General features: G+C 65.9%; 25 protein-coding genes and 3 pseudogenes. 13 read left to right on the top strand and 15 right to left on the bottom strand.

The annotated features are described in order from the left end of the window. Positions 1–9 precede the first annotated feature (9 nt). Both ACSDHM_RS09510 and ACSDHM_RS09505 read right to left on the bottom strand, forming a co-directional pair. Complete coding sequence (locus ACSDHM_RS09510) at positions 10–627, bottom strand: hypothetical protein (protein ID WP_334271180.1); 618 nt, start codon at positions 625–627, stop codon at positions 10–12. Further along, complete coding sequence (locus ACSDHM_RS09505; RefSeq protein ID WP_227836738.1) at positions 624–1,154, bottom strand: hypothetical protein; 531 nt, start codon at positions 1,152–1,154, stop codon at positions 624–626. The genes ACSDHM_RS09510 and ACSDHM_RS09505 overlap by 4 nt, the downstream gene beginning before the upstream one ends. Positions 1,155–1,551: 397 nt before the next feature. On the opposite strand from ACSDHM_RS09505, the gene ACSDHM_RS09500 reads away from it, so the two are divergent. Continuing rightward, the gene (locus ACSDHM_RS09500) at positions 1,552–2,907 is read left to right on the top strand and encodes a sigma-54 interaction domain-containing protein (RefSeq protein WP_227836737.1); all 1,356 of its coding nucleotides are present in this window, start codon (positions 1,552–1,554) and stop codon (positions 2,905–2,907) included. Positions 2,908–2,914: 7 nt separating this feature from the next. Here ACSDHM_RS09500 and ACSDHM_RS09495 read toward each other — a convergent pair whose 3' ends face one another. Continuing rightward, the gene (locus ACSDHM_RS09495) at positions 2,915–3,796 is read right to left on the bottom strand and encodes a TolB family protein (RefSeq protein WP_088497579.1); all 882 of its coding nucleotides are present in this window, start codon (positions 3,794–3,796) and stop codon (positions 2,915–2,917) included. Next, entirely contained in the window at positions 3,793–4,833 is a 1,041-nt protein-coding gene (locus tag ACSDHM_RS09490; protein WP_439426913.1) for a hypothetical protein, read from the bottom strand. The genes ACSDHM_RS09495 and ACSDHM_RS09490 overlap by 4 nt, the downstream gene beginning before the upstream one ends. Positions 4,834–4,924: 91 nt before the next feature. Between ACSDHM_RS09490 and ACSDHM_RS09485 the strand changes: the two genes are divergently transcribed. The 4 genes from ACSDHM_RS09485 to ACSDHM_RS09470 are packed head-to-tail and all read left to right on the top strand — an operon-like array spanning position 4,925 to position 6,972. Then, complete coding sequence (locus ACSDHM_RS09485) at positions 4,925–5,851, top strand: LysR substrate-binding domain-containing protein (RefSeq protein WP_188240986.1); 927 nt, start codon at positions 4,925–4,927, stop codon at positions 5,849–5,851. After that, positions 5,848–6,309: an AraC family transcriptional regulator gene (locus ACSDHM_RS09480; protein ID WP_353079968.1), complete on the top strand. Its 462-nt coding sequence runs from the start codon at positions 5,848–5,850 to the stop codon at positions 6,307–6,309. Before ACSDHM_RS09485 ends, ACSDHM_RS09480 begins: the two co-directional genes overlap by 4 nt. Before the next feature lie 10 nt (positions 6,310–6,319). Then, entirely contained in the window at positions 6,320–6,745 is a 426-nt protein-coding gene (locus tag ACSDHM_RS09475) for a VOC family protein (protein ID WP_005416636.1), read from the top strand. Then, positions 6,742–6,972, top strand: a complete 231-nt coding sequence (locus tag ACSDHM_RS09470; RefSeq protein WP_061478310.1) for a hypothetical protein — start codon at positions 6,742–6,744, stop codon at positions 6,970–6,972. The genes ACSDHM_RS09475 and ACSDHM_RS09470 overlap by 4 nt, the downstream gene beginning before the upstream one ends. A gap of 7 nt (positions 6,973–6,979) precedes the next feature. Here ACSDHM_RS09470 and ACSDHM_RS09465 read toward each other — a convergent pair whose 3' ends face one another. The 3 genes from ACSDHM_RS09465 to ACSDHM_RS09455 form a co-directional block, all read right to left on the bottom strand. Beyond that, entirely contained in the window at positions 6,980–7,675 is a 696-nt protein-coding gene (locus ACSDHM_RS09465) for an HAD family hydrolase (RefSeq protein ID WP_005416634.1), read from the bottom strand. Between the two features lie 336 nt (positions 7,676–8,011). Beyond that, entirely contained in the window at positions 8,012–8,752 is a 741-nt protein-coding gene (locus tag ACSDHM_RS09460) for a DNA/RNA non-specific endonuclease (RefSeq protein WP_072167103.1), read from the bottom strand. A gap of 311 nt (positions 8,753–9,063) precedes the next feature. Next, entirely contained in the window at positions 9,064–10,077 is a 1,014-nt protein-coding gene (locus ACSDHM_RS09455) for a hypothetical protein (protein WP_227836735.1), read from the bottom strand. Positions 10,078–10,236: 159 nt separating this feature from the next. Here ACSDHM_RS09455 and ACSDHM_RS09450 point away from each other — a divergent pair, with 159 nt between their 5' ends. After that, entirely contained in the window at positions 10,237–11,811 is a 1,575-nt protein-coding gene (locus ACSDHM_RS09450) for a S15 peptidase family protein (protein ID WP_088497586.1), read from the top strand. A gap of 4 nt (positions 11,812–11,815) precedes the next feature. Here ACSDHM_RS09450 and ACSDHM_RS09445 read toward each other — a convergent pair whose 3' ends face one another. Together ACSDHM_RS09445 and ACSDHM_RS09440 are read right to left on the bottom strand one after the other, a co-directional pair. Next, positions 11,816–12,745, bottom strand: coding sequence for a DUF6708 domain-containing protein (locus ACSDHM_RS09445; protein ID WP_070489131.1), 930 nt, complete (start codon positions 12,743–12,745; stop codon positions 11,816–11,818). Positions 12,746–12,805: 60 nt separating this feature from the next. Beyond that, a pseudogene (locus tag ACSDHM_RS09440) lies at positions 12,806–13,102 on the bottom strand (PfkB family carbohydrate kinase); the annotation flags it as partial. A 185-nt stretch (positions 13,103–13,287) separates the two neighbouring features. Here ACSDHM_RS09440 and ACSDHM_RS09435 point away from each other — a divergent pair. Then, positions 13,288–14,502: a hypothetical protein gene (locus ACSDHM_RS09435; RefSeq protein ID WP_070489134.1), complete on the top strand. Its 1,215-nt coding sequence runs from the start codon at positions 13,288–13,290 to the stop codon at positions 14,500–14,502. A 65-nt stretch (positions 14,503–14,567) separates the two neighbouring features. On the opposite strand, the pseudogene ACSDHM_RS09430 reads toward ACSDHM_RS09435, so the two are convergent. After that, a pseudogene (locus ACSDHM_RS09430) lies at positions 14,568–14,902 on the bottom strand (LysR substrate-binding domain-containing protein); the annotation flags it as partial. After that, positions 14,841–15,167 (bottom strand): annotated as a pseudogene (locus ACSDHM_RS09425) (arsenic transporter); the annotation flags it as partial. The pseudogenes ACSDHM_RS09425 and ACSDHM_RS09430, both read right to left, overlap by 62 nt. A gap of 66 nt (positions 15,168–15,233) precedes the next feature. On the opposite strand from ACSDHM_RS09425, the gene ACSDHM_RS09420 reads away from it, so the two are divergent. Then, positions 15,234–15,446, top strand: a complete 213-nt coding sequence (locus ACSDHM_RS09420) for a hypothetical protein (protein WP_088497589.1) — start codon at positions 15,234–15,236, stop codon at positions 15,444–15,446. A gap of 106 nt (positions 15,447–15,552) precedes the next feature. Next, a complete protein-coding gene (locus tag ACSDHM_RS09415; RefSeq protein WP_227836732.1) occupies positions 15,553–16,110 on the top strand; it encodes a hypothetical protein in 558 nt (185 codons plus the stop codon). Here the strand turns inward: ACSDHM_RS09415 and ACSDHM_RS09410 are convergent. Genes ACSDHM_RS09410 through msuE form a run of 3 tightly spaced genes read right to left on the bottom strand, consistent with a single transcriptional unit; the run spans position 16,067 to position 18,762 of the window. Beyond that, positions 16,067–17,101 (bottom strand): methionine synthase, encoded by a 1,035-nt coding sequence (locus tag ACSDHM_RS09410; RefSeq protein WP_151354685.1) that lies wholly within the window; start codon positions 17,099–17,101, stop codon positions 16,067–16,069. The genes ACSDHM_RS09415 and ACSDHM_RS09410 overlap by 44 nt on opposite strands. 39 nt (positions 17,102–17,140) lie before the next feature. Then, on the bottom strand, positions 17,141–18,118 hold the full coding sequence (locus tag ACSDHM_RS09405) for a DUF1852 domain-containing protein (protein WP_353079970.1): 978 nt from the start codon (positions 18,116–18,118) through the stop codon (positions 17,141–17,143). 56 nt (positions 18,119–18,174) lie between these two features. After that, complete coding sequence (msuE, locus tag ACSDHM_RS09400) at positions 18,175–18,762, bottom strand: FMN reductase (RefSeq protein WP_088497592.1); 588 nt, start codon at positions 18,760–18,762, stop codon at positions 18,175–18,177. 75 nt (positions 18,763–18,837) lie between these two features. On the opposite strand from msuE, the gene ACSDHM_RS09395 reads away from it, so the two are divergent. The 4 genes from ACSDHM_RS09395 to ACSDHM_RS09380 all read left to right on the top strand — a co-directional run bounded on the left by ACSDHM_RS09395 (position 18,838) and on the right by ACSDHM_RS09380 (position 21,741). Continuing rightward, positions 18,838–19,752, top strand: coding sequence for a LysR family transcriptional regulator (locus ACSDHM_RS09395; RefSeq protein ID WP_072167094.1), 915 nt, complete (start codon positions 18,838–18,840; stop codon positions 19,750–19,752). Beyond that, complete coding sequence (locus tag ACSDHM_RS09390) at positions 19,752–20,636, top strand: methylenetetrahydrofolate reductase (RefSeq protein ID WP_111007748.1); 885 nt, start codon at positions 19,752–19,754, stop codon at positions 20,634–20,636. The genes ACSDHM_RS09395 and ACSDHM_RS09390 overlap by 1 nt, the downstream gene beginning before the upstream one ends. An 88-nt stretch (positions 20,637–20,724) precedes the next feature. After that, positions 20,725–21,252: a DUF6622 family protein gene (locus ACSDHM_RS09385; protein WP_111007747.1), complete on the top strand. Its 528-nt coding sequence runs from the start codon at positions 20,725–20,727 to the stop codon at positions 21,250–21,252. Positions 21,253–21,360: 108 nt separating this feature from the next. After that, entirely contained in the window at positions 21,361–21,741 is a 381-nt protein-coding gene (locus ACSDHM_RS09380; RefSeq protein WP_439426912.1) for a hypothetical protein, read from the top strand. Positions 21,742–21,802: 61 nt separating this feature from the next. Here the strand turns inward: ACSDHM_RS09380 and ACSDHM_RS09375 are convergent, their stop codons facing one another. Further along, the gene (locus tag ACSDHM_RS09375; protein WP_010485668.1) at positions 21,803–22,705 is read right to left on the bottom strand and encodes a LysR family transcriptional regulator; all 903 of its coding nucleotides are present in this window, start codon (positions 22,703–22,705) and stop codon (positions 21,803–21,805) included. Between the last annotated feature and the right edge of the window lie 106 nt (positions 22,706–22,811).

Here is a 22,811-nt window from a genome sequence, read left to right as displayed (position 1 = left end):
GGGTGGTTGTCACGGGCGGTCCTGCACGACCAGGCCCAGCACATTGGCCGTGTCATTGCCGCTGCCCGCGATCTGATTGAGTTGCAGGACCCCGTCGAATCCCCGCAGCGCGGTGCTGGTGACACCGGCGCTGCGGGTGCCCGTCGCGACGCCGCGACCGGCGTCGTCCCGCCCCCCTGCCAACGCGGAACCCTCGGCGGCCAAGGCCGTATCGTCGGTTTCGCGTATGCCCTGTCGGGCCAGCGTCGCGCTGACGACGTTGAGCGTCGTGTTGGCGATGCCGCTGGCCTGGTTGATGGATGCGATGCCGCTGGCACTGGCCAGCGCCTTGCCATCGATGACGGCAGTGGCGTGCATCGGCGCACCCAGCACGCGGTTGCCACCGCGCAGTTGTCGGTTGCCGATCGAGACGTCGGCATGTTCGCCCGTGGCGATGCCGCGCAGGTTGGCCTGCAGATTGAGGTCGCCGGCCGCCTGGTTGACCGCGATGGCGCCGTTCGCGCCGGCCAGTGCATGGCCGTCGATGCGGGCAACGTCGAGGTAGGCGAGCATGCCGCTGTAGTCATCGGCCTGCGCGATCAACGGCGTGGCAGGCAGGATCAGCAGCAGCCAGTGCGCCCGCCTCACTTGCCACCTGCCGGGGCCATGCCCTGCAGCGGGAACTGGCCGAGCGCGCCGCGCACGGTCTCGCTGATGCCGCGGGTATTGTTGCCGACCGCGCCGAGCGGCCCGCTCATGGCACCACCGAGACTGCTGCCGACCATGCCGTCACCGTTGCGGCCGAGCGTACCGCCCAATGCCTGCTGCGTCACACGTTCGACCGTGGTGCCTGCGGGTGCGGTGGCTGTGGCGGCGTGACCTGCCCCCATGCCTGCGTAGTCCTCATCGCTCAGCTCGTCCATCCCGTTTGCCGGGGCACCCGCACCGAGGGCCGCCGCGATCTCGCGCTGGGGTTTCGGGTCGGCGATCAGCGCCATGCCGGGCGGCGCCATGCGATAGGCCGGGCGTGCGGACACATCACGCAACAGGACGATTTCGCCCGGTTGAGCCTTCACACCCTGGCGCGCACCGGAGGCAGAGGCGCTCGCGCCAACCGACAGCAGGGCCACAGCCAGCGTTGCCAGCAGGCCGCGAATGGGGGTGATGCCGTCCATGCCGATCTCCCGTGGTGGGTGCGGCGGAAGCACGCATCAACCGTGCCAACCCTGCAAGGCTTGGCTGCCTTGGCGTCAGGCGCTGGCAGGCGCAGGGGGCTGCTGCCGCGCCGTTACAGCGGCGTCGGAAAAATGTTGGGATCGCGCTGTACCACGCGCCGCAGGGCAAGGCGGGCGCCCGACTGTCACACCGGCGTTACAGGTGCCGTCGCGGACTGTAACGATGCCGCTTCAGCCGGTGGTCTCTTGACGTGGCGCTCATTGCGCCGCCGTTTAGCGCAGCGCTAGGATCCGCCCATCAAAGGCCGCTGCGGTGGCCGTAGAGGGTCCCGGCGGAGGGCGGCACGCCGGCGATTGCCTGACAGTCCGCCGACGGTGTCCGGATGCTGGGGGAAGCATGGCGGCGGTCCCGGAGGCTTCTACATCACGTTGCGTGCTCTGGTTCGGCGAGCCGCTGGCGAACGAGCGCAGCGCGCTGGCGGCCGCAGGCTGGTACGTGCGCTGCATCCATCCCGACCCGGCGATGGCGATCGGGCTGCGCGGGCGTGATCGGCTGGTCGCTGTGCTGGATCTTCGCCATCTGGATACGCCCGCGCTGCAGTTGCTGGCGCCATGGATCGAACAGCACGTGCATCTGCCCTGGATTGCGGTGCTGCCACCCGGCGCGGGGCCCACGCCTGCAGCGTGGCTGCCCTTGCTGCAGCGTTGCATCTCGCGGTTCACGCTGCCTTTCGGCCTGCAGGACCTGGTGGCTGCGATGCGCCAGCAGTTCGACGCGGATGATCCTTCTGCCAGCGAGGTATGCGCCGGCCAGGGGCCGCGCACACTGATCGGCGAGAGTCCTGCGTTGCATGCGGTGCGCAGCGTGCTGCACAAGTTCGCGCCGGTCGAACTGCCGGTGCTGGTCACCGGCGAAACCGGCACTGGCAAGGAGCTGGCGGCTCACGCGCTGCATGCGTTGTCCGGCCGTGCGGGCAAGCCGTTCATCGCGGTCAACTGCGGTGCCATTCCGGCCAGCCTGGTGCAGTCGGAGCTGTTCGGCCACGAGCGCGGCTCGTTCACCGGCGCCGACAAGCGCCAGATCGGCGTATTCGAAGCCGCCCACGGCGGCACCGTGTTCCTCGACGAGGTGGGCGACCTGCCGGCGGAGGCGCAGACCAGCCTGCTGCGCGTGCTGCAGGAAGGCACCTTCGAGCGCGTCGGCAGCAGCCAGCCGCTGCGGGCCGACGTGCGTGTACTCGCCGCCACCCACGTCGAACTGGAGCACGCGGTGGCGCAGGGGCGGTTCCGCAGCGATCTTTACTATCGGCTCAATGTGCTGCGCCTGCTGATGCCGCCCTTGCGCGAGCGTGGCGCCGATGTGCAGCTGCTGGCCGAGCACTTCCTGCGCTGCTTCCGCCTGCGCCACAGCGTGCGTGCACGTGGCTTTGCGCCCGCTGCGCTGCAGGCGATGCGGCGCTTCGGTTGGCCCGGCAACGTGCGTGAACTGCTCAACCGGGTGCAGCGGGCGGCGATCATGGCCGAAGGCGAGCTGATCAGCGAGCGTGACCTTGAACTGGGTGGGGCCGAGCATGCGCCGCCGGGCGCGATGCTGCAGGATGCCCGCGGCCAGGCCGAGCGCGATGTGCTGCTGCAGACCCTTCGCCAGACCGGCTACAACGTCTCCGAGTGCGCACGGCAGATGCAGATCTCGCGGGTGACCGTGTACCGGCTGTGCCGCAAGCATCGTCTGGAACTGCCGGCGCAGCGTTGAGTGCGGATCATGGTTCGCCCGAACGGTAGCGGATGCGGTACAGGTCCAACCCCGCACCGTCTGCGCGCCGCGCCGAATAGGTCAAAGTGTCAGGTTGCGAGCCATCCAGCATCGCACCGTAGCTGTCGCCGGAGGCTTCGTTCACCGGGGAGGGCAATGCATGGCCCGCGTCATAACGGCCTCCACGCTCGTAGGCAATGAACTGGCGGACCGGTGCAGTGGCGAAGTCCAGGGCGCGGGCAAACACCACCGTTTGGCCGTTGCCGAGGAACGTGGCATCGAACTCCTGTGCGGCGGTATTGATGCCACCCGCCAGCGGCCGCGCCAGCTGCGCCACGCCGCCGATCATCGTGGCGCTGTAGAGGTCATGGCCGCCGGCACCGCCCGCGCGATCGCTGGAGAACAACAGCGTACGACCGTCCGGCGAGAGCATCGGCGCGAACTCGTCGGCCGCGCTGTTCACCGCGGGGCCCAGATTCTCCGGTTCGCCGAATCGACCGTCACGTCCAATGCTGACCCGGTACAGATCGTCGCCGCCCTGGCCGCCTGCTCGATCCGAACAGAAATGCACCGTGCGGCCATCGGCAGAAAAGGCGGGATCGAAGTCTCGTCCCGGCGTGTTGAACGAGACCGGCGTCGCCGGCCGCCAGCGCTGCCCATCGTGGCGGGAGACCCAGATGTCATACCCGCCCGGACCGCCGGGACGGTTGCGGCTGAACCACAGCGCGGTGTTTCCGTCCGGGCTCAGGGTCAGTCGAATCTCGTCGTACTGCGTGGATGCAACGCCCGGCGCAAAGCGTTCAGCGGAGCCGACGATCTGCAGCACGCTTGAGGGAGTCGCGGGGGGCGACGCAGCAACCAGCAGCATCACGGCCAGCCGCGCTTTCATGCCTGCCGCTCGAAGTCGCTGACCCAGTTGGTTTCCCAGCTGCGCCCGCCATCGGTCGATGCCGCCTGTTCCCAGCGCGCCGAGCGCGGGGTAATGCGTGACCAGATCACCCGCGTCTGGATTGATCGACCGTCGTGCTGGTCTTCGCCGAAGAAGCGGCCGACGCCGGCCTCGAAACCACCGCGCAGCGGCGCGCCGATCCGGGTCGGCTCCCGGCCATCCAGCCACCAGCTCAGCCAATGCCGCTCAGCGGCGTTCCAGGCGCGGATACCCATGCCGCGCAGCGGTGCTCCCGGCACGTCCATCAGGTTGTCGCCCACGTTGCCGAATCCTCCCAGTACCGGCCAGTTGTGCAGGGTGCCGTTGAACGCGTCCCACGCATCACTGCCTGCCAGCCGAGCACGCAGGCGACGATGGCGCACGTTCCAATGGCCCACCAGGAAATCGAAATCGCGCGGTGCATCCGGCAGCTTCGGAAGCGGTGAGGGGACCGCCGCAGTGCGGCGGAACCAGTTGCGCCAGTTCACTTCCCAGTGCGCGCCGGCATCGTCGGAGAACGCCTGCTCCCACCATGGCTCCTCGCCATGGATGTCATGCCAGCGGAACCAGACGTCGATGGGGCGTCCCCTGAAGTGATCACGACCACGGAAGCTGCCGCCATCGCCTTCGAAGACGCCGCGCACGGGCGGTTCGATATGGGCAGGGTTGCGCCCATCGATCCACCAGATCGACCACGTGGAAGACACTGGATCAAAAGCACGCACGCCCAGGCCTCTGTACGGGCCCGAAGGCAGCGCCATGACGTTGTCATCGATGGTGCCGAGTCCGCCCAGGGTGAGCCAGACCGCGCTGGCGCCGGTGAAGGCTTCCCAGCGGGTGTCGCCCACCAGGCGCTCCTTCAGGCGTTGGTGCCGGACCTGCCAGTTGCCCTGCAACCATTTCCAGTCTTCGCTGTGGCTGGACAGGGGCCGCCCCGAGGGTAGGGCGCTTGAGGCTGCCACTGCGGCCAAGGTGGCCAGGAACTGCCGTCGATCCATGTGCGTGACCCCTTGCCGGAAGTGCCTCCATCGTTGCGGGTGCGAGGGGGATTGACCACGCAGATATCCGGGCTCAGGCTAAGCCACACTTATGGTGAGCCAACGCCAGCTTCCATCGCTTGCCGCCATCCGCGCCTTCGAAGCGGCGGCGCGGCTGGGCAGTTTTGCCCGTGCCGCCGAGGAGCTCGACACCAGCGCGGCATCGGTGAGTTACCACGTGCGCCGGCTGGAGGCCCAGACCGGCACCTGCCTGTTCCTGCGCCACGCACAGCATGTGGAACTGACGGCAGCGGGTGCCAGCGTCGCGCAGGAGGCCACCCGGGCCTTCGACGCGCTTCGTGCCAGTTTCATGCGCGCCGCAGACATGGATGCGGCGCGACTGCGCCTGTCCGTGCTACCCACGCTGGGCACGAGCTGGTTGACACCGCGGCTGGGCAGTTTCCGCGGCCGCCATCGGAGCATCGTGCTGGAACTGGACCTGTCGGCAGAGCCGCAGGACCTGGCCGCCGGGCATTTTGATGCTGCCATCCGCAATGGGCATGGCGAGTGGCCCGGGCTGCAGGCCACGCCCCTGTTCCCCAGCATTTTCACCCCGTTGTGCGCGCCAGCGCTGCTGCCGGCGGCAGACGGGCTCGGGCGCCGGGCCTTGGAGGTTCCGCTGCTCGGCAGGCCCGACTGGTGGGCACTGTGGTTTTCCGCACATGGCGCGGTTCCGCCGCCGGCCGAGGAGAGCCTGGTCAGCCCCTTTGCGGTAGAGCATCTGGACGTCGGCGCGGCCATTGCCGGGCAGGGCATCGCCATTGCTTCGCCAATCCTGTTCCAGGCCGAACTGGACAGCGGGCGCCTGGTGCAGGCACATCCCGGTGTGGCCAGCGACGGGCGTGGTTTCTGGTTCGTGGCACCGACGGCGCGCAGCCGGAGCGCCAAGGTCATTGCATTCGGTGACTGGCTGGGCGAGCAGGCCGCGCAGGCCAGGCATGCGGCGCGACATCATCTGGCGAGCACGGTGGCGGCATGAACCAGAGCCCTGAACTGCTGCGACGCCTGCTGCGTGCCAAGGACCGGATGGACCATGCCAGCCACGAGGACTGGCCGGTGGCCCGCCTGGCCGAAGTGAGTGCCGTATCCGCGGCGCATTTCGCGCGTTCGTTCAAGCAGGCCTTCGGGCTGCCGCCGCACCGCTACCTGCTGAGCCGCCGCATCGAACGGGCCGTGGCGATGTTGCGTGACACCGATCTGCCGGTCACCGAGATCGCCGCGCAGACCGGCTGGAGCAGCCTGGGCACCTTCGGCCGCATCTTCCGTGACATCATCGGCGACAGCCCGGGCAACGTGCGCGAGCGTGAGCGGGCCGGCCAGGCGACGCCGGCCTGCGTGCCGGAGTGCCACGCACGTGCCGCGCAGCGACCGGACCTGAACATGGCAGTTTTGGAGAAGCGCCGGCGCGCGGCGGTTGCTAACGTGGATCCCACGTGAGGGAGGTCCCATGACAAACACTGTGAACACGGTCGGCCTCTATGTGCGCGACCAGGATGAAGCGCTCGCGTTCTACGTCGGCATGCTCGGTTTCGAAGTGCACACCGATGTGCGCAATGGCAGCTACCGTTGGCTGACGGTACGCAGCCCCGGCCAGGACGGATTCCAGCTGGGGCTGTTCGTTCCGGGCCCGCCCACACACGACGCGGCCACCGCGCAGGCACTGCAGCAGCTGGTGGCGAAAGGCGCAATGCCTCCGCTGGTGCTGGCCGTCGATGACTGCCGGGCACGCTATACGCAATGGCTGGCACGGGGCGTCGAGTTCACCCAGGAGCCGGTCGAACGCTATGGCGCCATCGATGCCGGATTCCGTGACCCGTCCGGCAATGGCTGGAAGATGATCGAAGCCCGATCCGAAGCGAGGCGCCGTCAATGAGCCGGGGTGGCTGGGCGCGGCCCGTGCATCGCTGGACCTCGATCGTCTTCACCCTGGCGGTGATCGCCAATTTCGCCGCTCGCGGGCTGGGGCAGGGCGAGCCGGCAGCGTGGATCACCTATTCGCCGCTGCCGCCATTGTTCCTGCAGCTGTTCACTGGCCTGTACCTGTTCGTGCTCCATTACACCGGGAAACGCCGCAGCGCCACGCTGGGCGCTGCAGGCTGAGGCCGCCTCAGGCGGCAGCGTCGGCGGCGTAGGCCGCCAGCAATGCCGGCAGCTGGTCCATGCGCTGGAAGATCACCTTCGCACCCGCAGCGCGCAGGGCCTCCGGCGTGCTGTGGTGCGGGCCGCCCTCGCTGAAGCCAAACACGGTGGCACCCGCCGCGACGCCGGCGGTCGCGCCGGTCACGGTGTCTTCAATGACCGCGCAGCGCTTCGGATCCACACCCAGCGCGGCAGCGGCCGCCAGGTAGACGTCCGGGTGCGGCTTGGTGTTCGGCATGTCCTGGCCGCTGTAGACGTGGTCGCCGAATGCATCGAGGATGCCGACCTTGCCCAGCTGCAGTTTCACCTTGATCAGGTCGGCACCGGACGCGCAGGCAATGCGGCCACCGGTCGCTGCGGCGATCGCACGCACGGCCTCGGGCGCCCCCCGGATCGGCTCCAGATCCCGTTCCAGCGCCCGGTTGCGCTGCTGGCGGAACTCCTCCAGCCATTCCTCGGTGAACGGCTTGCCGGTGCGCTCTGCGATCAGCCCGGCCAGATGGGCCACGGATTGGCCCAGGAAGACCTCGCCGGCCTGCGCCGGGGTCAGCGGCCAGCCGCGTGCGGTCAGCATTTCCGAGAGCACGCGGGCCACCAGCGGCTCGGAATCGACCAGTACGCCGTCGCAGTCGAACAGCACGGCATCGAAGGGGAAACGGGACATCAACTACTCCGGGAACAGCCAAAGGGGCGAGGCGCCCGCCATTTTCCCATAGCGGGACGGGCAGGGCACGCTGGCCACAGGAACGCTAGACTGCCGGGCCACCCCACCCAGCGCTTGCACGGGAATACCCCTTGAACCGAGTGCGATCCCGGGCCCGGCACCATCGCCTCATCAGTGCCGGCATCGCCGGCGCGGTGACGCTGGCCGGCAGCTGCCTGCTCCCCGTCCTGCTTGTCGTTGCCACCGTCGCAGGCGCCGCAGTGCAGTTCCTGGTTGCCAGAGTGCTGGCGTCACGATGGCTGCGCGTGCAGGCATCGTGATTCCTCTGCCTGCCGATCAGCCCAGGTCACACCCTGCAGGCTGTGGCCAGGTGCTGGCCGGCAGCATGTTCTTCAGCGAGGTCGGTGCGTTGATCGCCACATAGCTGGCGCCCAGCAGCTCCTCCAGATCGGCAATCGTCACCAGATAGTTGTCCAGGCTGCCCAGGTTGGCCTCGTTGGGAATGATCCAGCTGATCGCCTTGGCGGTTCCGGTGTTCGGGTCACGGGTGATGATCGTCTTCCAGAAGAACTCCGGGGTCGGGATGCCATGGCTGGCCAGGAAGTAATCGTTGGCGGCGTCGCCGTAGACCACACCACCGTAGACGTCCACCGGTGCGATGTCGCGGTAGCACTCGGCCACGTTTTCGGCCTTCACCCAGATGCCCTGGTTGAAGCTGGACACCTGCGGCACGATGTTGGTCATGTAGTTGGCGCGGCGGATGTAGGTCGCGTCGTAGTCCATGTGGTTGGACGTGACCAGGTGGCCACGGTCGTAGCCGGATCTGATGCTGGCGTAGGACGCGGTGCTGGTCTGGCCCAGGCAACCGGCCGGCAGGTCCGGGTCCTTGTAGAAGCTGGACGGCCGTGCGGCCGAACCGGTATCGGCAGTAAGCGTGTACTCGTAGCGGGTGGCGCTGTGGATGCTGCAGTCGTAGGTCAGCACGAAGCCGCCCTTGTTGAGGGTGACCACCTGGGCCTGTGCAGCACCGGCAAAAGCACTGAGTACGAAAGCAAAGACAAAGCTTGCAAGGCGCATTTCGATTCTCCAGCAGAAGATTCAGGGCGCAGCCGCCCGTCACGACCTGGCCGGGGCGAGGTCATGCGGAGATGCTGCGGAGACGGATGCTGCGGATTGCGGTGGAGCCTGGCCGCGTTGTTGGGCCATCAGCCCTGCGGTGTCATAAGCGTCACAAGCTGGCGTCTTGTGGTCAATGACGAAAGGGCGAAGCTGTGATCATGCGCAAGCACTGGTGATATGTCAGATCACGCGGCGCGTGGATGACACGCGCGCGTGCTAGGCGCCCGGCAGGCCTGCCAGCTGCGCCCCTGGGCCTGCGGCGGCGGGCGCTACAGGAATGTTTCCTGTTCTTCGTCCGGCGCCAGGCATGCGGCCTTGCTTTGCTCGGTCGAGTGCGCAATGGCCGCCTCGTCGAAACCGGCGCGGCTCAACCACAAACGATTCCAGCGGACCAGTGCGTCGCCGTCGCGTGCCAGGCAGGCATAGCGGACGATCGATTCCAGGTTGTCGATGGTCGGGTACTGCTGGGCGATTTCGTCCAGCCCCTGGCGCATCAGCGGCCAATCGGGCTTCGCTGCGCGGAAGTGATCGGGCGAATATTCGGTGGCCGACCAGTACAGCCGTGCGTAGCGCATGGCCCGCTTCTTCTTCGGTGCACTGGCCATCGAGTGCCGCGCGAAGGCTTCCATCTTCTGCGCGCTGCCACCCCAGGCCGGCGTGAAGTACTCCATGGCAATGAGGTGCAGTGGTTCGTAGTCGGGGAAGGCCTTCGCTGCGCGATCAACGAGCGCCAGCATTTCGTCGTCATCCGCGCTTTCGCGCAGCGCGATCAGCACGTTCATCTCGTGCCAGAACGGGTCGCCGCCGGCAACATCCTCATGCGATTGCAGGTAGGCCCGCGAAACCGCGTTGTACTCATGGAACTGTGCCCAGTCGTCGGCGTTGACGGTGTTGGCGTAACCGTTGCCGCGGTAGCTCCAGGCCAGGTTGAGTGGAATCCGTGCGGAGATCAGGTGGGCCGCCGCAGACTTCGGCGCGTGCTGAACCCAGCGCGCCGCCCATGCAGACCAGTCGTTCCAGGCTTGAACCTCCTGCCGCGACGTGCCGATTGCACGCGACATGCAGATGTAGAAACGGCCGAGCCGGGATTGGCCGGCGGCGTTGAGCTCGCCCTTGCGGAAACGTGCGGCCATCGCATCAAGTGCCGCAAAGTCGTCGTTGGCCATCAGCCGCGCAATCTCCGCGCAGTCGTTGGCCGGTTCGGGGGCATCTTCCGCCAACACTGAAGGGGCGAACAGACAGGCGACGCTGGAGAGCGTGCCTGCGACGAGCATCCTGTGCATCGGGGGCGTCCTTGCTTTGATGGGAGACTGCGGAGGGCCCGCAGTGCCTTGAAGCATAGCAAGGCGCGCTTTGCGGCATGTTGCGTCGCAAGGTGCCAGCCACCATTCGCACTGGTACGGTCCGATCCGTTGCACCACCACCGACGGGGAGAGACAACGATGCGCAAGGTTCTGCTGCTGTTGATCCTGCTGACCGGGCTGGCGCCCACGGCCCTGGCGGCCACGGTCAAGACCACCCATCGCACCATCCCCAGCTGGGATGGCACGCCCCTCGGGGCCTTCGTCATCGAACCCCAGGATGCCGGCAGTGGCCGCTATCCGCTGCTGGTGATGCCCAGCAGCTGGGCAGTGCCCAGCGTGGAGTACGTGGGCGCGGCACAGTCGCTGGCGCAGCGCGGCTATGTGGTCATCAGCTACAGCTCGCGCGGCTTCTGGGAGTCCGGCGGCAGCATCGACATCGCCGGGCCCGCCACGGTCGAAGATGTCAGTGCCCTGATCGACTGGGCGCTGGCCAACACCCGGGCCGATCCGGCCAGCATTGGTGTCTCTGGCATCTCCTACGGGGCCGGCACCAGCCTGCTGGCGGCGGCACGCGATCCGCGCATCAAGGCCGTTGCCGCGCTGAGCGGCTGGGCCGACCTGCAGGCGTCGCTCTACAGCCATGACACGCCCAGCGCACAGGGCATCGCCCTGCTGGTGGCAGCCGGCCTGGCCACTGGCCGCCCCGGGGCGGAGCTGGCCACCATCAACGGCAATGTGCTGGTCGGCAACTACCAGGGGGCGGTGGACTCGCTGCTGCCGGTAGCGGCACAGCGCAGCCCGGCCAGCAGCCTTGATGAGATCAATGCCAACCAACCCGCGGTATTCCTCGCCAACGCCTTCAACGACAGCCTGTTCCCGCCGGGCCAGCTGGTCGACTTCTTTACCCGCCTGAAGGGACCCAAGCAGTTGCAGCTGCGCCATGGCGACCACGCCCTCAACGAAGCCTTCGGTGCGCTCGGCATTCCCAATGAAGTCTATGCCGCGGTGGGCGACTGGTTCGACCACTACCTCAAGGGCGTGGCCAATGGCATCGACCGCCAGCCGGCGGTGCAGTTGAAGTCGCAGAAGGGCAGCTGGAGCCGTTATCCGGACTGGCAGGCCACCTCTACCGGCGCCGTAAGCTACGGGCTGACCGCGCCGACCGGGCTGCTGCTGCCCACCGGAGGGCTGGCCGAGAGCGGTGGCGGCACCGGTTGGAACTACCGGATCGGCAGCGGCCTGCTGACCGCCGCCAACTCCGGCGTGGTGATGGCGTCCGGCGCGCTGCAGATGTTCAACCTGCCGCCCGGCGCCTATGTGCCGTTCGTTGGCCGCAACGCCGCAGGCGTCTGGCAAGGCCCGATCTACTGGAGTGCACGCCGCCTGGATGGCGCACCGGAAGTGCGGTTGACGGTGACGCCCACGCGCGCCGACACCACGCTGTATGCCTACCTGTATGCCGAGGATATGCTGGGCAACGGCCAGCTGATCAGCCACAAGCCGTACACCCTGCGCGGTGCCACGCCCGGCCAGCCGAGAACCATCGATCTTCGCCTGGAAGCCAGCAGCTGGAACCTCCCGACCGGCAGCCGGCTGACCCTGGTGGTCGATACCGTGGACCTGCGCTATGCGGGCATCAGCCAGCTGGGCGGTGCGGTGACCTTCAGCTCGCCAGCCAACGCGCCTTCGGTGCTGAAGGTGCCTTTGCATTGATGGGTCAGCGCAGGTCCGGTGGATTCATCGAAGCGTCGCGGACACAGGGATCACCGGCGTCCGGTGTCAGGCACGCCTCGATGTCCGGTGGAAACCGCGGAATCCTGCTGGTCTGCATCACCACCCAGCGCATGATCGTGTGCAGGTAGTTGAGTGGCAGCATCGTGAGCCACATGAAACCCGGGAGCTGCGCGTCTTCGGCGAAGATGCGCTCCTTGCCGGACGCGAAGCTCTCGCGCTTGCCGTCCAGCGGCATGCAGTAGTGCACCGCGTCCACGACGGCTGCCGGTCCTTCTTCCATGTAGCGCCGCAGGAACTCCCAGTGGGCATGCGCGTTCTCGATGCGGGAGGTCGCGATGCAGAACGCGAACGTCTCCCGTACTGTCACGCCATCCGCGTCTAGGATCAGTCCGCGGACATCCCAGTTGTACCATCCGAAGGTTCCGGTTCCGCGGCCAAGCGTGAAATACACTCGGTCCCAGGGCGCGCTGAGGGTGGTGCCATCCAGCCGGAACACGTGTATCTGCCGATGCTTGCGATCAAGCGCGATCGGATAGTAGGTCCAACGGAACAGCTCGAGGCAAGCTACCCATATGCTCGCTGCAGTGAAGACGGCCAGCATCGCCATGCCTATGAATATCGCCTCCCACAGGCCGTTTTGGTTCGGTAGCCTGTTCACGACCAGCAACCAGAGCAGCATCAGCATGCCGCCCAGCCCGAAGGCAATGCCGATCGCGCCCAGCAGGGCTGCAAAGCCACGTGCGGCGAACCAGCGATCCACCGAAACCAGGCAGTTCGAATTCATCTTCACCACGCACAGCTGCGCCAGCGGCGCGACATCCAGTCGCTTCTTCCGCAGCAGGCGGTGCTCACGATCAAACGCATTCAGCGGGCGGTTGTTGGGAAATTTGCGCGTGTATCCGGTGTAATCCATGGGCGATCCCTGCGCGATTCCAGCGCCCGTTGGATTCTAGCGGGATTATCCTGGGGGAGATCAGCGACGAACGTCGAACTGGTCGCTCTCCATCAGCGCCCGGACTTCAGCTTCGCGGGCAGGGCTGAAGTCGCCGGGAATGGCGTGCTTCAACGCGCCCGCAGCCAGTCCGAAGCGCACGGTGCTTTCTGCGTCCAGCCCGGACAGCAATCCGTGCACGATGCCGGCGGCAAAGGCATCGCCACCGCCGATGCGATCAACGATGCCGGGCAGCGGCCTCGGAGGAGCCTGCGCGCGGGTTCCATCGCGTCCCAGCAGCAGCGCACCGAGCACGTGATGGTCGGCGCTGATTACTTGGCTGTTTCTGAAGAACTACCAGCGCTAAGCTTGATCTGGCGCGACGCACACCTGCGTTGAAGCGCGCAATGCATCACGAAACGGTGAATGGCCCTCCTGCCCCGCCGAGCGCAAAGAGGTTTCCTGCTACCTTCGGCCGTGGAGCCGGCACTGGCTCCTGAACTCATTCCATGGAGGAAACCTAGATGTCGCTAGCATCAGTTCTGCTTGTTCTCGCGTCAGCTCAGAGTCTCGCGGTCATGCCGGCAGGCCAGGCATTTTCGGAGAAGGAATCGGATATCGCTGCCAAGGCCTACATGAGTGCGAACGGCGTGTCACTCGACACCGCCAAGCGCAGGCTGGAAGTTGAATCCGAGCTACCTTCGGTCATCGCCGAACTGAAACGGCGATACAGTGATCGGCTCGCATTTGTTTCGATCGAAAACATGCCCGATCAACACCTCGTTGTTGGACTGAAGGGAAACATGATGGAGGCGGTCCGGCACTTCAGAGTGAGCGACTCATCCATCAGGGTCGAGTTCGAGGAGGGGTATCCGTACACGGAGAAGGAGTTCTCCGAAACCATGCATAGAGTCGTTCCACTTGTGGTCGAACTCATACCTGATGCAGTGAGTGTGGACGGCCGCCCCGAGCTGGGCATGATTGACGTTTCGGTTCGTGGAGCCGATGCAAAATCGTATGAAGCGGCCAAGCGCAAGATTGAAGAGGCTGCGAAGCTGAAGGTCAACATCATCCTTGGGAGGGATCCCTTCCGCAATTCGGCGTACACCGCCGGTGGGGCGATCCTGACTGCCAATGGCAGGATGTGCACAAGCGGCCTTGCGGTTCGGCACAAGCTGACCAAGGTAAAAGGGCTCCTTACGGCAGCGCACTGCGATGATCAGTTGCTTTACAGCAATTACGGTCATGAGGTTGGTGGCCCGCAGGTCATGATGCCACTGACATTCCAGGACGCGCTCTTCGACGGTAGTCACGATGTTCAATGGCACTCGCTTCCTGCTGGAAATACACCGCTCCAGGAAGTGTTCGCAGAATTGAAGGGTGAGTACCAGACGAAGGCATTGATACTGATCCATGCGGACCTTCCACTGCATGGCCTCCTTTGCTTCCGAGGGGCTCGCACCGGCTTCAGTTGCGGAACCGTCACATCGGTGCAGCACGCCCCGTTGGGCGTATGTGGCGCTGCAGTCTGTGCACCCACTTGGGGAAGAGTGGAAGGCTCCGAACTTGCATGCGCGTCCGGTGACAGCGGCGCCGCCGTCTTCAACAAGAGCGGCTCAGGCTACGGGATCGTAAAATCCGCTGAGAATCCCAGTGATTCAATCGAGAAGGGAAGCTGCAAGGCGTTGACCGTCATGCCTTTCGGCAAGGTTGCCGATCTGAATCTCGACCCGGTATGAGGCACCGGGACCGAGGAAGCCTTCAGTAGGCGCCGCAGGGAATTGCTGCGGACAGGAGAGGTGGCGCGCTCTGCCGTGGGCGAGAGCAGGGCACCACGGCGGCGGACTATGCCGATCGTGCGCGACACTACCGGGTTGCCGATCGCGCGTGTCACCAGGGTGGGGTGATCCCCGTCCGGCGTGGCCATCTTCGGCAGCGCTGACACGCCGATGCCGGCCTCGACCATGCCCAATGAGTCGATAGGTGGGCCACTTCGTAGTGCCAGCTGAGCTTGAGGCTCTCACGCGCCAACGCACCATTCAGCAGCGTGCGGTTGCCGCTTGTGCGGTGCACGGTGATCAACTGGCGCTTGGCCAGATCCGCCCATTCCACCTTGCGCTTGCGTGCCAGGGAATGATTGTGCCGGGTCGAACAGGCCTTCGCGCCGGGCCAGCCGGGCCAGCCCGGCCAGCATCATCATGCCGATCAGGAACAGATAGACATCGCGGCCCTCGGCCACCGCGTGCAAGGTCGTGCCGAACGGCACCGTTCCCAGCAGTGGAAGCAGAAGAGCAGCCCCCAGTGCCCACACGTACTCCGGAATGCGGAATGGCCGGAACAGCAGGCCGAGGGTCGCCACGGTCACGGCCGCCCAGATGAGGAAAGAGGAACAGGAAGCGAGCATCGGGCGGGGTGTCGCACCTCCCCGCATAAGGTGGGAGCCATTCAGGGCGTTGCGGTGGACTCAACGATGTTCGACTACCAGGGCTGGACCTTCAACGCCAATGGCCGAACCCGGGTGGCCCGGGTGGAACTGGATGGCGACGGCGACGGCACCATCAACCGTTACCGGTTGACCCTCGGGCCCGCCCAGTCCGGGCTGTGCATCAAGGTGGCCTCGCAGGAGGAAGCCGCCAAGAGGCTCGAAACCGAGGTGGAGAAACTGCTCGGCCCAGAGTGGTAAAGAGGGGAGTGGTAAAGAGGGCTTCACTGCGGCAGAAGCGTTGTGAGGTTGCCAGCGCCACTCCGCAATCTCAGTCCATGCGACGGCCGACCGTATTCTTACGGCCATGCATTCGCCCTCCAGCGCTCCCGATTTCATGATAGCCCGCCGGCCCTCGGGCTGGGTGCAGAGCGGCGAGCGCTGGGATCTGTGGTGGAACGGCCGTTCGGTGGCCAGTATCGTGCCGCATGCCGCGCTCGGGTTCCGTCTGTACCTGGACGCACGCAAGATGTCACAGGTCAAGGTCGTGTCCGCCACCAGCACCCGTCAGGCCAAGCGCTACGCCGAGCGCTGGTGTGCTGCACGGCTCTGCCCGCAGTTGCCTCTGCGCGATGCGGTGGCGCGATTGGTGGATGCCGGTACTCCACCGCCTCCGGCGCTCACGCGGGAACAGCGGCAGCAGGCCCGGCGCCTGGCCGAAGCCGGGGCAGGGGAGATGGGGCGGATCAAGGAAGCGCTGGCGCCACGGCCGCGCATGACGGCCGCCAGGCCCGAGGTGCAGGGGCGAGGTGGAGCCTGGTCTGTACCAGGCCAGGTTCCATCCTCCCCGCGCCGAAACGGGAACACATCCCCAGCCAGGGCTACGCCGAAAGCTCCTCACGTACGATCCTCGCCCCCGCGCTGAGTGCGCGCAGCTTGCCCCTGGCCACGTCGCGCGCCAACGGCGCCATGCCACAGTTGGTGCTCGGGTAGAGCTTGTCGGCGTCCACGAACTGCAGCGCCCTGCGCAGCGTGTTGGCCACATCCTCCGCCGATTCCACCGTGTTGGAGGCCACGTCGATGGCGCCCACCATCACTTTCTTGCCACGCACCAGCTCGATCAGGTCGATCGGTACGTGCGAGTTGTGGCATTCCAGCGAGATGATGTCGAGGTTGGAGGTCTGCAGCTTGGGGAACGACTCTTCATACTGTCGCCATTCCGATCCCAGCGTCTGCTTCCAGTCGGTGTTGGCCTTGATGCCGTAGCCGTAGCAGATGTGCACGGCGGTCTCGCACTTCAGCCCTTCGATCGCACGCTCCAGCGCGGCCACGCCCCAATCGTTCACTTCGTCGAAGAACACATTGAAGGCCGGCTCATCGAACTGGATGATGTCAACGCCGGCGGCCTCCAGCTCCTTCGCTTCCTCGTTGAGGATCTTCGCGAACTCCCAGGCCAGCTTTTCGCGGCTCTTGTAGTGCGCGTCGTACAGCGTGTCGATCATCGTCATCGGGCCGGGCAGCGCCCACTTGATCGGCTGCGTGGTCTGCCGGCGCAGGAACTTCGCATCCTCCACGAACACCGGCTTCGGACGGCTCACTGCGCCGACCACGGTCGGCACGCTGGCATCGTAGCGGTTGCGGATGCGCACGGTTTCGCGCTTCTCGAAGTCGACGCCGCTGAGATGCTCGATGAAGGTAGTGACGAAGTGCTGGCGGGTCTGCTCGCCGTCACTGACGATATCAATGCCGGCATGCTGCTGTTCCTGCAGGGACAGGCGCAGGGCGTCCTGCATGCCCTCGATCAGGCTTTCGTCCTGCAGCTTCCAGGGTGACCAGAGCTTCTCGGGCTCGGCCAGCCAGGAGGGTTTGGGCAGGCTGCCTGCGGTGGAGGTGGGGAGCAGCGTCTTCGTCGGCATCGTGTGGTGTGTCCTGGGGGCGAATGGGAAATCGATGGATCAGCGGGCGGCCCACTGCTCAAGCACGGCGCGGTACGGCTTGATGAAGTGTTCTTCGGTGAACCGGCCCTGCTTGACGGCCAGCTGGCTGCGCTCTTCGCGGTCGTAGACGATGCGGGTGGAGGAGTAATCCTGGTGCTTCAGGCTGGGCTGGTAGACCTTGCCGGCCACGGAGTTGGCGTTGTAGATCTCCGGGCGGTAGATCTTCTGGAAAGCTTCCATCGTGCTGATGGTGCCGATCAGTTCCAGGTTCGAGTAGTCTCCCAGCAGGTCGCCCTGGAAGTAGAAGGCAAGCGGCGCCACGCTGCCCGGTGGCATGAAGTAGCGCACCTGCAGGCCCATCTTGTCGAAATACTGGTCAGTGGGGGAGGACTCGCCCTGGCGGTATTCCACGCCCAGGATCGGATGGTGGTTCTCGGTGCGGTGGTAGGTCCTGCTGCTGGAAACACTGATGCAGATCACCGGCCCCTTGCTGAAGTTGGCGCGGTAGGCGTCCGAGCGCAGGAAGTGCTGGAACAGCTTGCCATGCAGGTCGCCAAAGCCCTCCGGAAGGCCGAAGGTGTCCTTGCCTTCGTTGCTGGCCGGAAGAACCACGCTGAAGTCGTAGTCACGGACATAGGACGAGAAGTTGTTGCCGACGATGCCTTCGGTGCGTGCGCCGGTGTGCGTGTCGACGATGGTCGGGCGCAGCACTTCTATCAAGGGAAAGGGGTCGCTGCCCGCGTTGCCATCGATGTGCATCTCCACCGAGATGATGTCCAGCTCGACCGCGTAGCGATCGGCGCTTGGGTTGTCCCAATGCGCCAGATCATTGAAGCGGTTGTTGATCATGCGGATGGTGTTGCGCAGGTTTTCCTGCCGGGACGCGCCGCGCGCCAGGTTGGCGAAGTTGGTGGTGATGCGCGTGCCTTCGGCCGGCTGGTAGTCCTCGTTGAAGGGGATGCGCGTGATTCTGAAGGTGAAGGCGTCGGTCGTCATGGGCGGCGTTCCGTGTTGCGGGGTGGCATCCGGATGCGGGCGAGGGCATCCGGCATTCAAAGAGCTGCGGCGGTCTCAAGGGCGGTGGCACGATGGCGGGGCAGCGCCAGCAGCGGCATGGCCCGCCGTACCGCCAGTCGCGCCCGCTCGATCAGGGCGTCGCTGTGCACGCGGCCGTCGGCGAAATCGCGATCGGTGGCGTAGATACCCAGTGGCAGGGTGCGCGCCTGGAAGAAGCTGAAGAGCGGCCGCAGCTGGTGATCGATCACCAGTGCATGGCGGTCACTGCCGCCGGTCGCGGCCAGCAGGATGGGGGTATCGACCAGCGCGTCCTGGTCGATGAAGTCGAAGAAGTGCTTGAACAGCCCTGTGTAGGAGCCTCGATAGACCGGCGTGCTCACCACGAGCACATCGGCCCGTTCGACGGCCACCAGCTGGCGCTCGACAACCTCCGGGAGCTGCGAACGCCACAGCGCACCGGCCAGCTGCGGCGCCAGTTCGCCGAGTTCGATCAGCTGTTGTTCGCTGCGCATGTTGTCGCCGATCAGGCCCAGCAGGTGCTCGGCGAGGGTGGCGGCCCGGGAGGGGCGCTGCAGTCCACCGGAGACGGCGACGATTCGGAGGGGGCGTTGGGATGAAGGCATGACCCGATCCTAGCCATGCCTTTCCATGACGTAAAATGGTATTACTTCACCTATCCATGAGTGAGATTCATCTTTATGTTGGAGCGGATCCACCTCAGCATCGTGCAGCAGGTCGAGCAGCAGGGCTCGCTCACCGCAGCGGCCGGCGTGCTCAACCTGACCCAGTCGGCGCTCAGCCACAGCATGAAGAAGCTGGAGCAGCAGCTGGGTACCGATGTCTGGCTGCGCGAAGGCCGCAGCCTGCGGCTGACCCAGGCCGGGCAATATCTGCTGGCAGTCGCCAACCGGGTGCTGCCGCAGCTGGACCTGGCCGAGGAGCGCCTGCGCCAGTTTGCCCAGGGCGAGCGCGGCGCGCTGCGCATCGGCATGGAATGCCACCCCTGCTACCAGTGGCTGCTGAAGATCGTCTCGCCGTATCTGGCCGCGTGGCCGGATGTGGATGTGGACGTCAAGCAGAAATTCCAGTTCGGCGGTATCGGCGCCTTGTTCGGCTACGAGATCGACCTGCTGGTCACCCCCGACCCGCTGCTGAAGCCAGGCCTGAAGTTCATCCCGGTGTTCGACTACGAGCAGGTGCTGGTGGTGGCCAGCAACCACGCCCTGGCCAAGGTGGACCACGTAAAGCCGCGCCAGCTCAGCCAGGAAGTGCTGATCAGCTACCCGGTGCCGTTCGAGCGCCTGGACATCTACAACCAGTTCCTGCTGCCGGCCGGCATCACCCCGCGGCGCCACAAGGCCATTGAAACCACCGACATCATGATGCAGATGGTGGCCAGCGGCCGCGGCGTGGCCGCCATGCCGCGCTGGCTGGTGGAGGAGTACGCCGCGCGCATGGACGTGGTGCCCGTACGCCTGGGTGCCAAGGGCATCCCCAAGCAGATCTATCTGGGTGCGCGCGAGGCCGATACCAGCATCGATTACCTGCAGGCCTTCATCGAGCTGGCCCGCAACAGCTCGCCGCTTGCCGGCAACGCAGACGGAGCCCGTTGATGCCCGTACCTGGATCACTGCGGGCGGAAGCCTTCATCAACACCTTTTCATTGGAGGTCAGCGCGAAGGCCATGCCCGCGCTGCGCGCCGAGGCTGACCGCATACCGCGCGGCACGATCATCTCCATTCCCTGGCTGGCCAGCGAGGATGACGACGCACGCCTGGCCGCCGCACGCACGGTGCGCGCGCTCGGCTTCGAGCCGATGCCGCATCTGTCTGCGCGCCGTATCGGCTCGCGCGCGGTACTCGGGCGGTTCCTTGAGCGCGCGGCCAGCGAGGCTGGTGTCGAGCAGTGCCTGGTGATCGCCGGTGACCTCGCCACGCCTGCTGGACCGTTTGCAGACAGCATTTCGATCATCGAGGCCGGACTTCTGGAACGGTGCGGCATCAAGGTCGTTGCTATCGGCGGGCACCCGGAAGGGCATCCTGTAATGAGCAGTGACGAACGCTGGCAGGCGCTGGAGGGAAAATGCCAGGCCATCGAAGCACGTGGCATGGCCCCCTTGGTCGTCACCCAGTTCGCCTTCGATGCCGATACCGTGCTGGCCTGGCTGGATGCACTGCGCGCGCGTGGCATCACGGTTCCGGTGCTGGTCGGTGTGCCGGGCCCAGCCAGCATCCCCCGGCTGCTGCGCTATGCCGCAATGTGCGGCGTGGGCGCCAGTGCATCGATGTTGGCCCGGTATGGCATCTCGATCGGCCGGCTGCTCGGCACGGCGGGGCCGGAAGCGTTCGTCGACCGCCTGGTGAAGGGGTTGACCAGTGCCCATGGCCCGGTCAGCCCGCATTTCTTCCCGTTCGGCGGTGTTGCGCCGTCGCTGGAGTGGATGGCGCGGTACCGGCGGCGCATTTCCAGTGCCCGCAGCGTAATCCCCGAAGGCTGACAGCTGTCACTGGCTGCAACCCGGGCGGAAGCGAATAGTGAGCGCCAAGGCGAGCGCACCTCGCCACCACTCACCAAGGGGACCGCTCATGAACATGCTCCAGCATCTCGCCTCGCAGACGCCGATCTGGGTCTGGCTGCTGCTGGCCTTCCTGGTCACCCGTGGGATCGCCGCCATGAAGCCGGCCGAGACCTCGCTGCAGAAGCTGGCGATCGTACCCGCCTTGTTCGCCGTCTGGGGTGCCTGGTCGGTCAGTCATCGCTTCGGCGCGTCGCTGAGCGCCTGGAGCGAATGGCTGGCCGGCATCGCCACGGGCGCCGCGCTTGCCTGGCTGCTGCTGAATCGGTTGAAGCTGACGCTGGACCGCAGTACCGGCAAGCTCTGGCGCAACGCGGATTTCAGCCTGCTGCCACTGCTGTTGATCACTTTCCTGGTGAAGTACGGGTTCGAAGTCGCATTTGCGGTGTCGCCGTCGCTGTCCGCCAATGCTGGCTTCAATGCCGCCTACCTGCTGCTGGCAGGCGGATTCACCGGCATCTTCGTTGGCAAGTACGGCCGATACCTGGCCTCGCTGCGGATGGATGCGGCAGGCAAGGGGCTGGAAACCGCAGGCTGATCGCCCGGGTAGTGCCGGCCGCTGGCCGGCTTCCCCATGCAGGGTTGTGCGGGGCTGACGCAGGCGTCACGATGCCCACCACTGGCCAACACCGGAAACGCTGACGTCATGAAGACCACATCCTGGTTCTGGATCAACGTGGCCAGTCACTTCGGTATTGTCGCAGCCCTGGCCTGGCTGCCCGCACGGTGGACGGGCCAGCTTGTAGAGGGTTTGGCCGGCACTCAGCCGGCTATTGGCGATGCCCAGCATGTGGCCCTCATTGGTTCCATTTTTGGTTTCTGCGTGACCGCACTGATCTTCATGGGGGCGCTGACAGTCACCGGCGAACTCCTGGGTTTCTCCAGGCCCTATGCGCGGCGGCCGGAGCCCCGGAACGAAGCGCAGGTCGTGCACCGGAAGGTGTTGCTGGTTGCATTCGCCACGCTCTCGTGGGTGGCCGTGGGATCGCTTGCAGGTATTGCGTCGATCTTCGCGGCTTCGTTATGAAGGGCGGCCCTGCCAGCGTCTGGCGCGCCGGAACGCATAGGCGCGTGAACCGCGCAGTTGCTCACGCCTCCCCGCGCCACTGGCTCATCAGCATCTGCAGGAATCGCTCCGCCGTGGGCGAGAGCAGGGCGCCGCGGCGGCGGACGATGCCGATCGTGCGTGACACCACCGGGTTGCCGATCGCGCGTGTCACCAGGGTGGGGTGATCCCCGTCCGGCGTGGCCATCTTCGGTAGCACCGACACGCCGATACCGGCCTCGACCATGCCCAGTGACGTCGACAGGTGCGTCACTTCATAGTGCCAGCTCAACTTGAGGTTCTCGCGCGCCAGCGCACCATCCAGCAGCGTGCGGTTACCGCTGGTGCGATGCACGGTGATCAGCTGGTGCTCGGCCAGGTCGGCCCATTCCACCTTGCGCTTGCGTGCCAGAGGATGATCGCGGCGGCATGCCAGCACGAATGGATCTTCAGCGAGCACGTCGAAATCGAGATTCGGATCGTTGGCGCCCATGAAGTTGATGCCGAACTCGACTTCACCACGTTCCACTGCCTGCAGACCCTCCGTCGCCGGGATATCCAGGATGCGGAAGCGCACGTTCGGGTGCGCTTCGTGGAAACGCGCCATCACGCTGGGCAGGAAGTAGAACGCCGCCGTCGGCAGGCACGCGATGGTCACGGTAGCGCCGCGGGTGTCTTCGCGGCCACGCAGTGAGAACAGCGAGCCATCGAACTCCTCCAGCATGCGGCGCACCAGCGGCAGCAGGTTCTCGCCGACGGCGGTAGTGCTGACGCTGCGCGTGGTGCGCTCCAGCAGCGGCGACCCCACCGCCTGCTCCAGTTTCTGGATGCGGCGGCTGAGTGCTGGCTGGGAGACGTGCAGGATTTCTGCGGCGCGGTGGAAGCTGCGGGTCTCCGAGACCAGCAGGAAGGCGCGTAGATCCAGGATTTCGCAATTGATGCTCATGGGGTATCAATCATCCAAAAATCAGCAATTCACAGATCAATTGGGGTCATGCCAGTATCGAATCACAGAGGGGTCATTCATCCCCTATACGCATCAATCTAGCACA

The sequence above is a fragment of the Stenotrophomonas sp. T8 genome (genome assembly GCF_051853085.1).
GTDB lineage: Bacteria > Pseudomonadota > Gammaproteobacteria > Xanthomonadales > Xanthomonadaceae > Stenotrophomonas > Stenotrophomonas sepilia.
The sequence above is the reverse complement of the archived record's forward strand: the minus strand, read 5'-3'. Positions and strand labels throughout refer to the sequence as shown.

Bases quoted from the DNA above. Each gene is read 5' to 3' on its own strand.
- ACSDHM_RS09465 (WP_005416634.1), bottom strand. From the start codon at position 7,675: ATGTCCCGTTTCCCCTTCGATGCCGTGCTGTTCGACTGCGACGGCGTA.
- ACSDHM_RS09405 (WP_353079970.1), bottom strand. From the start codon at position 18,118: ATGACGACCGACGCCTTCACCTTCAGAATCACGCGCATCCCCTTCAAC.
- ACSDHM_RS09395 (WP_072167094.1), top strand. From the start codon at position 18,838: ATGTTGGAGCGGATCCACCTCAGCATCGTGCAGCAGGTCGAGCAGCAG.
- ACSDHM_RS09450 (WP_088497586.1), top strand. From the start codon at position 10,237: ATGCGCAAGGTTCTGCTGCTGTTGATCCTGCTGACCGGGCTGGCGCCC.
- ACSDHM_RS09385 (WP_111007747.1), top strand. From the start codon at position 20,725: ATGAACATGCTCCAGCATCTCGCCTCGCAGACGCCGATCTGGGTCTGG.
- ACSDHM_RS09505 (WP_227836738.1), bottom strand. From the start codon at position 1,154: ATGGACGGCATCACCCCCATTCGCGGCCTGCTGGCAACGCTGGCTGTG.
- ACSDHM_RS09490 (WP_439426913.1), bottom strand. From the start codon at position 4,833: ATGGATCGACGGCAGTTCCTGGCCACCTTGGCCGCAGTGGCAGCCTCA.
- ACSDHM_RS09485 (WP_188240986.1), top strand. From the start codon at position 4,925: ATGGTGAGCCAACGCCAGCTTCCATCGCTTGCCGCCATCCGCGCCTTC.
- ACSDHM_RS09380 (WP_439426912.1), top strand. From the start codon at position 21,361: ATGAAGACCACATCCTGGTTCTGGATCAACGTGGCCAGTCACTTCGGT.
- ACSDHM_RS09375 (WP_010485668.1), bottom strand. From the start codon at position 22,705: ATGAGCATCAATTGCGAAATCCTGGATCTACGCGCCTTCCTGCTGGTC.
- ACSDHM_RS09420 (WP_088497589.1), top strand. From the start codon at position 15,234: ATGTTCGACTACCAGGGCTGGACCTTCAACGCCAATGGCCGAACCCGG.
- ACSDHM_RS09455 (WP_227836735.1), bottom strand. From the start codon at position 10,077: ATGCACAGGATGCTCGTCGCAGGCACGCTCTCCAGCGTCGCCTGTCTG.
- ACSDHM_RS09475 (WP_005416636.1), top strand. From the start codon at position 6,320: ATGACAAACACTGTGAACACGGTCGGCCTCTATGTGCGCGACCAGGAT.
- ACSDHM_RS09480 (WP_353079968.1), top strand. From the start codon at position 5,848: ATGAACCAGAGCCCTGAACTGCTGCGACGCCTGCTGCGTGCCAAGGAC.
- ACSDHM_RS09415 (WP_227836732.1), top strand. From the start codon at position 15,553: ATGCATTCGCCCTCCAGCGCTCCCGATTTCATGATAGCCCGCCGGCCC.
- ACSDHM_RS09445 (WP_070489131.1), bottom strand. From the start codon at position 12,745: ATGGATTACACCGGATACACGCGCAAATTTCCCAACAACCGCCCGCTG.
- ACSDHM_RS09410 (WP_151354685.1), bottom strand. From the start codon at position 17,101: ATGCCGACGAAGACGCTGCTCCCCACCTCCACCGCAGGCAGCCTGCCC.
- msuE (WP_088497592.1), bottom strand. From the start codon at position 18,762: ATGCCTTCATCCCAACGCCCCCTCCGAATCGTCGCCGTCTCCGGTGGA.
- ACSDHM_RS09435 (WP_070489134.1), top strand. From the start codon at position 13,288: ATGTCGCTAGCATCAGTTCTGCTTGTTCTCGCGTCAGCTCAGAGTCTC.
- ACSDHM_RS09460 (WP_072167103.1), bottom strand. From the start codon at position 8,752: ATGCGCCTTGCAAGCTTTGTCTTTGCTTTCGTACTCAGTGCTTTTGCC.
- ACSDHM_RS09495 (WP_088497579.1), bottom strand. From the start codon at position 3,796: ATGAAAGCGCGGCTGGCCGTGATGCTGCTGGTTGCTGCGTCGCCCCCC.
- ACSDHM_RS09500 (WP_227836737.1), top strand. From the start codon at position 1,552: ATGGCGGCGGTCCCGGAGGCTTCTACATCACGTTGCGTGCTCTGGTTC.
- ACSDHM_RS09390 (WP_111007748.1), top strand. From the start codon at position 19,752: ATGCCCGTACCTGGATCACTGCGGGCGGAAGCCTTCATCAACACCTTT.
- ACSDHM_RS09470 (WP_061478310.1), top strand. From the start codon at position 6,742: ATGAGCCGGGGTGGCTGGGCGCGGCCCGTGCATCGCTGGACCTCGATC.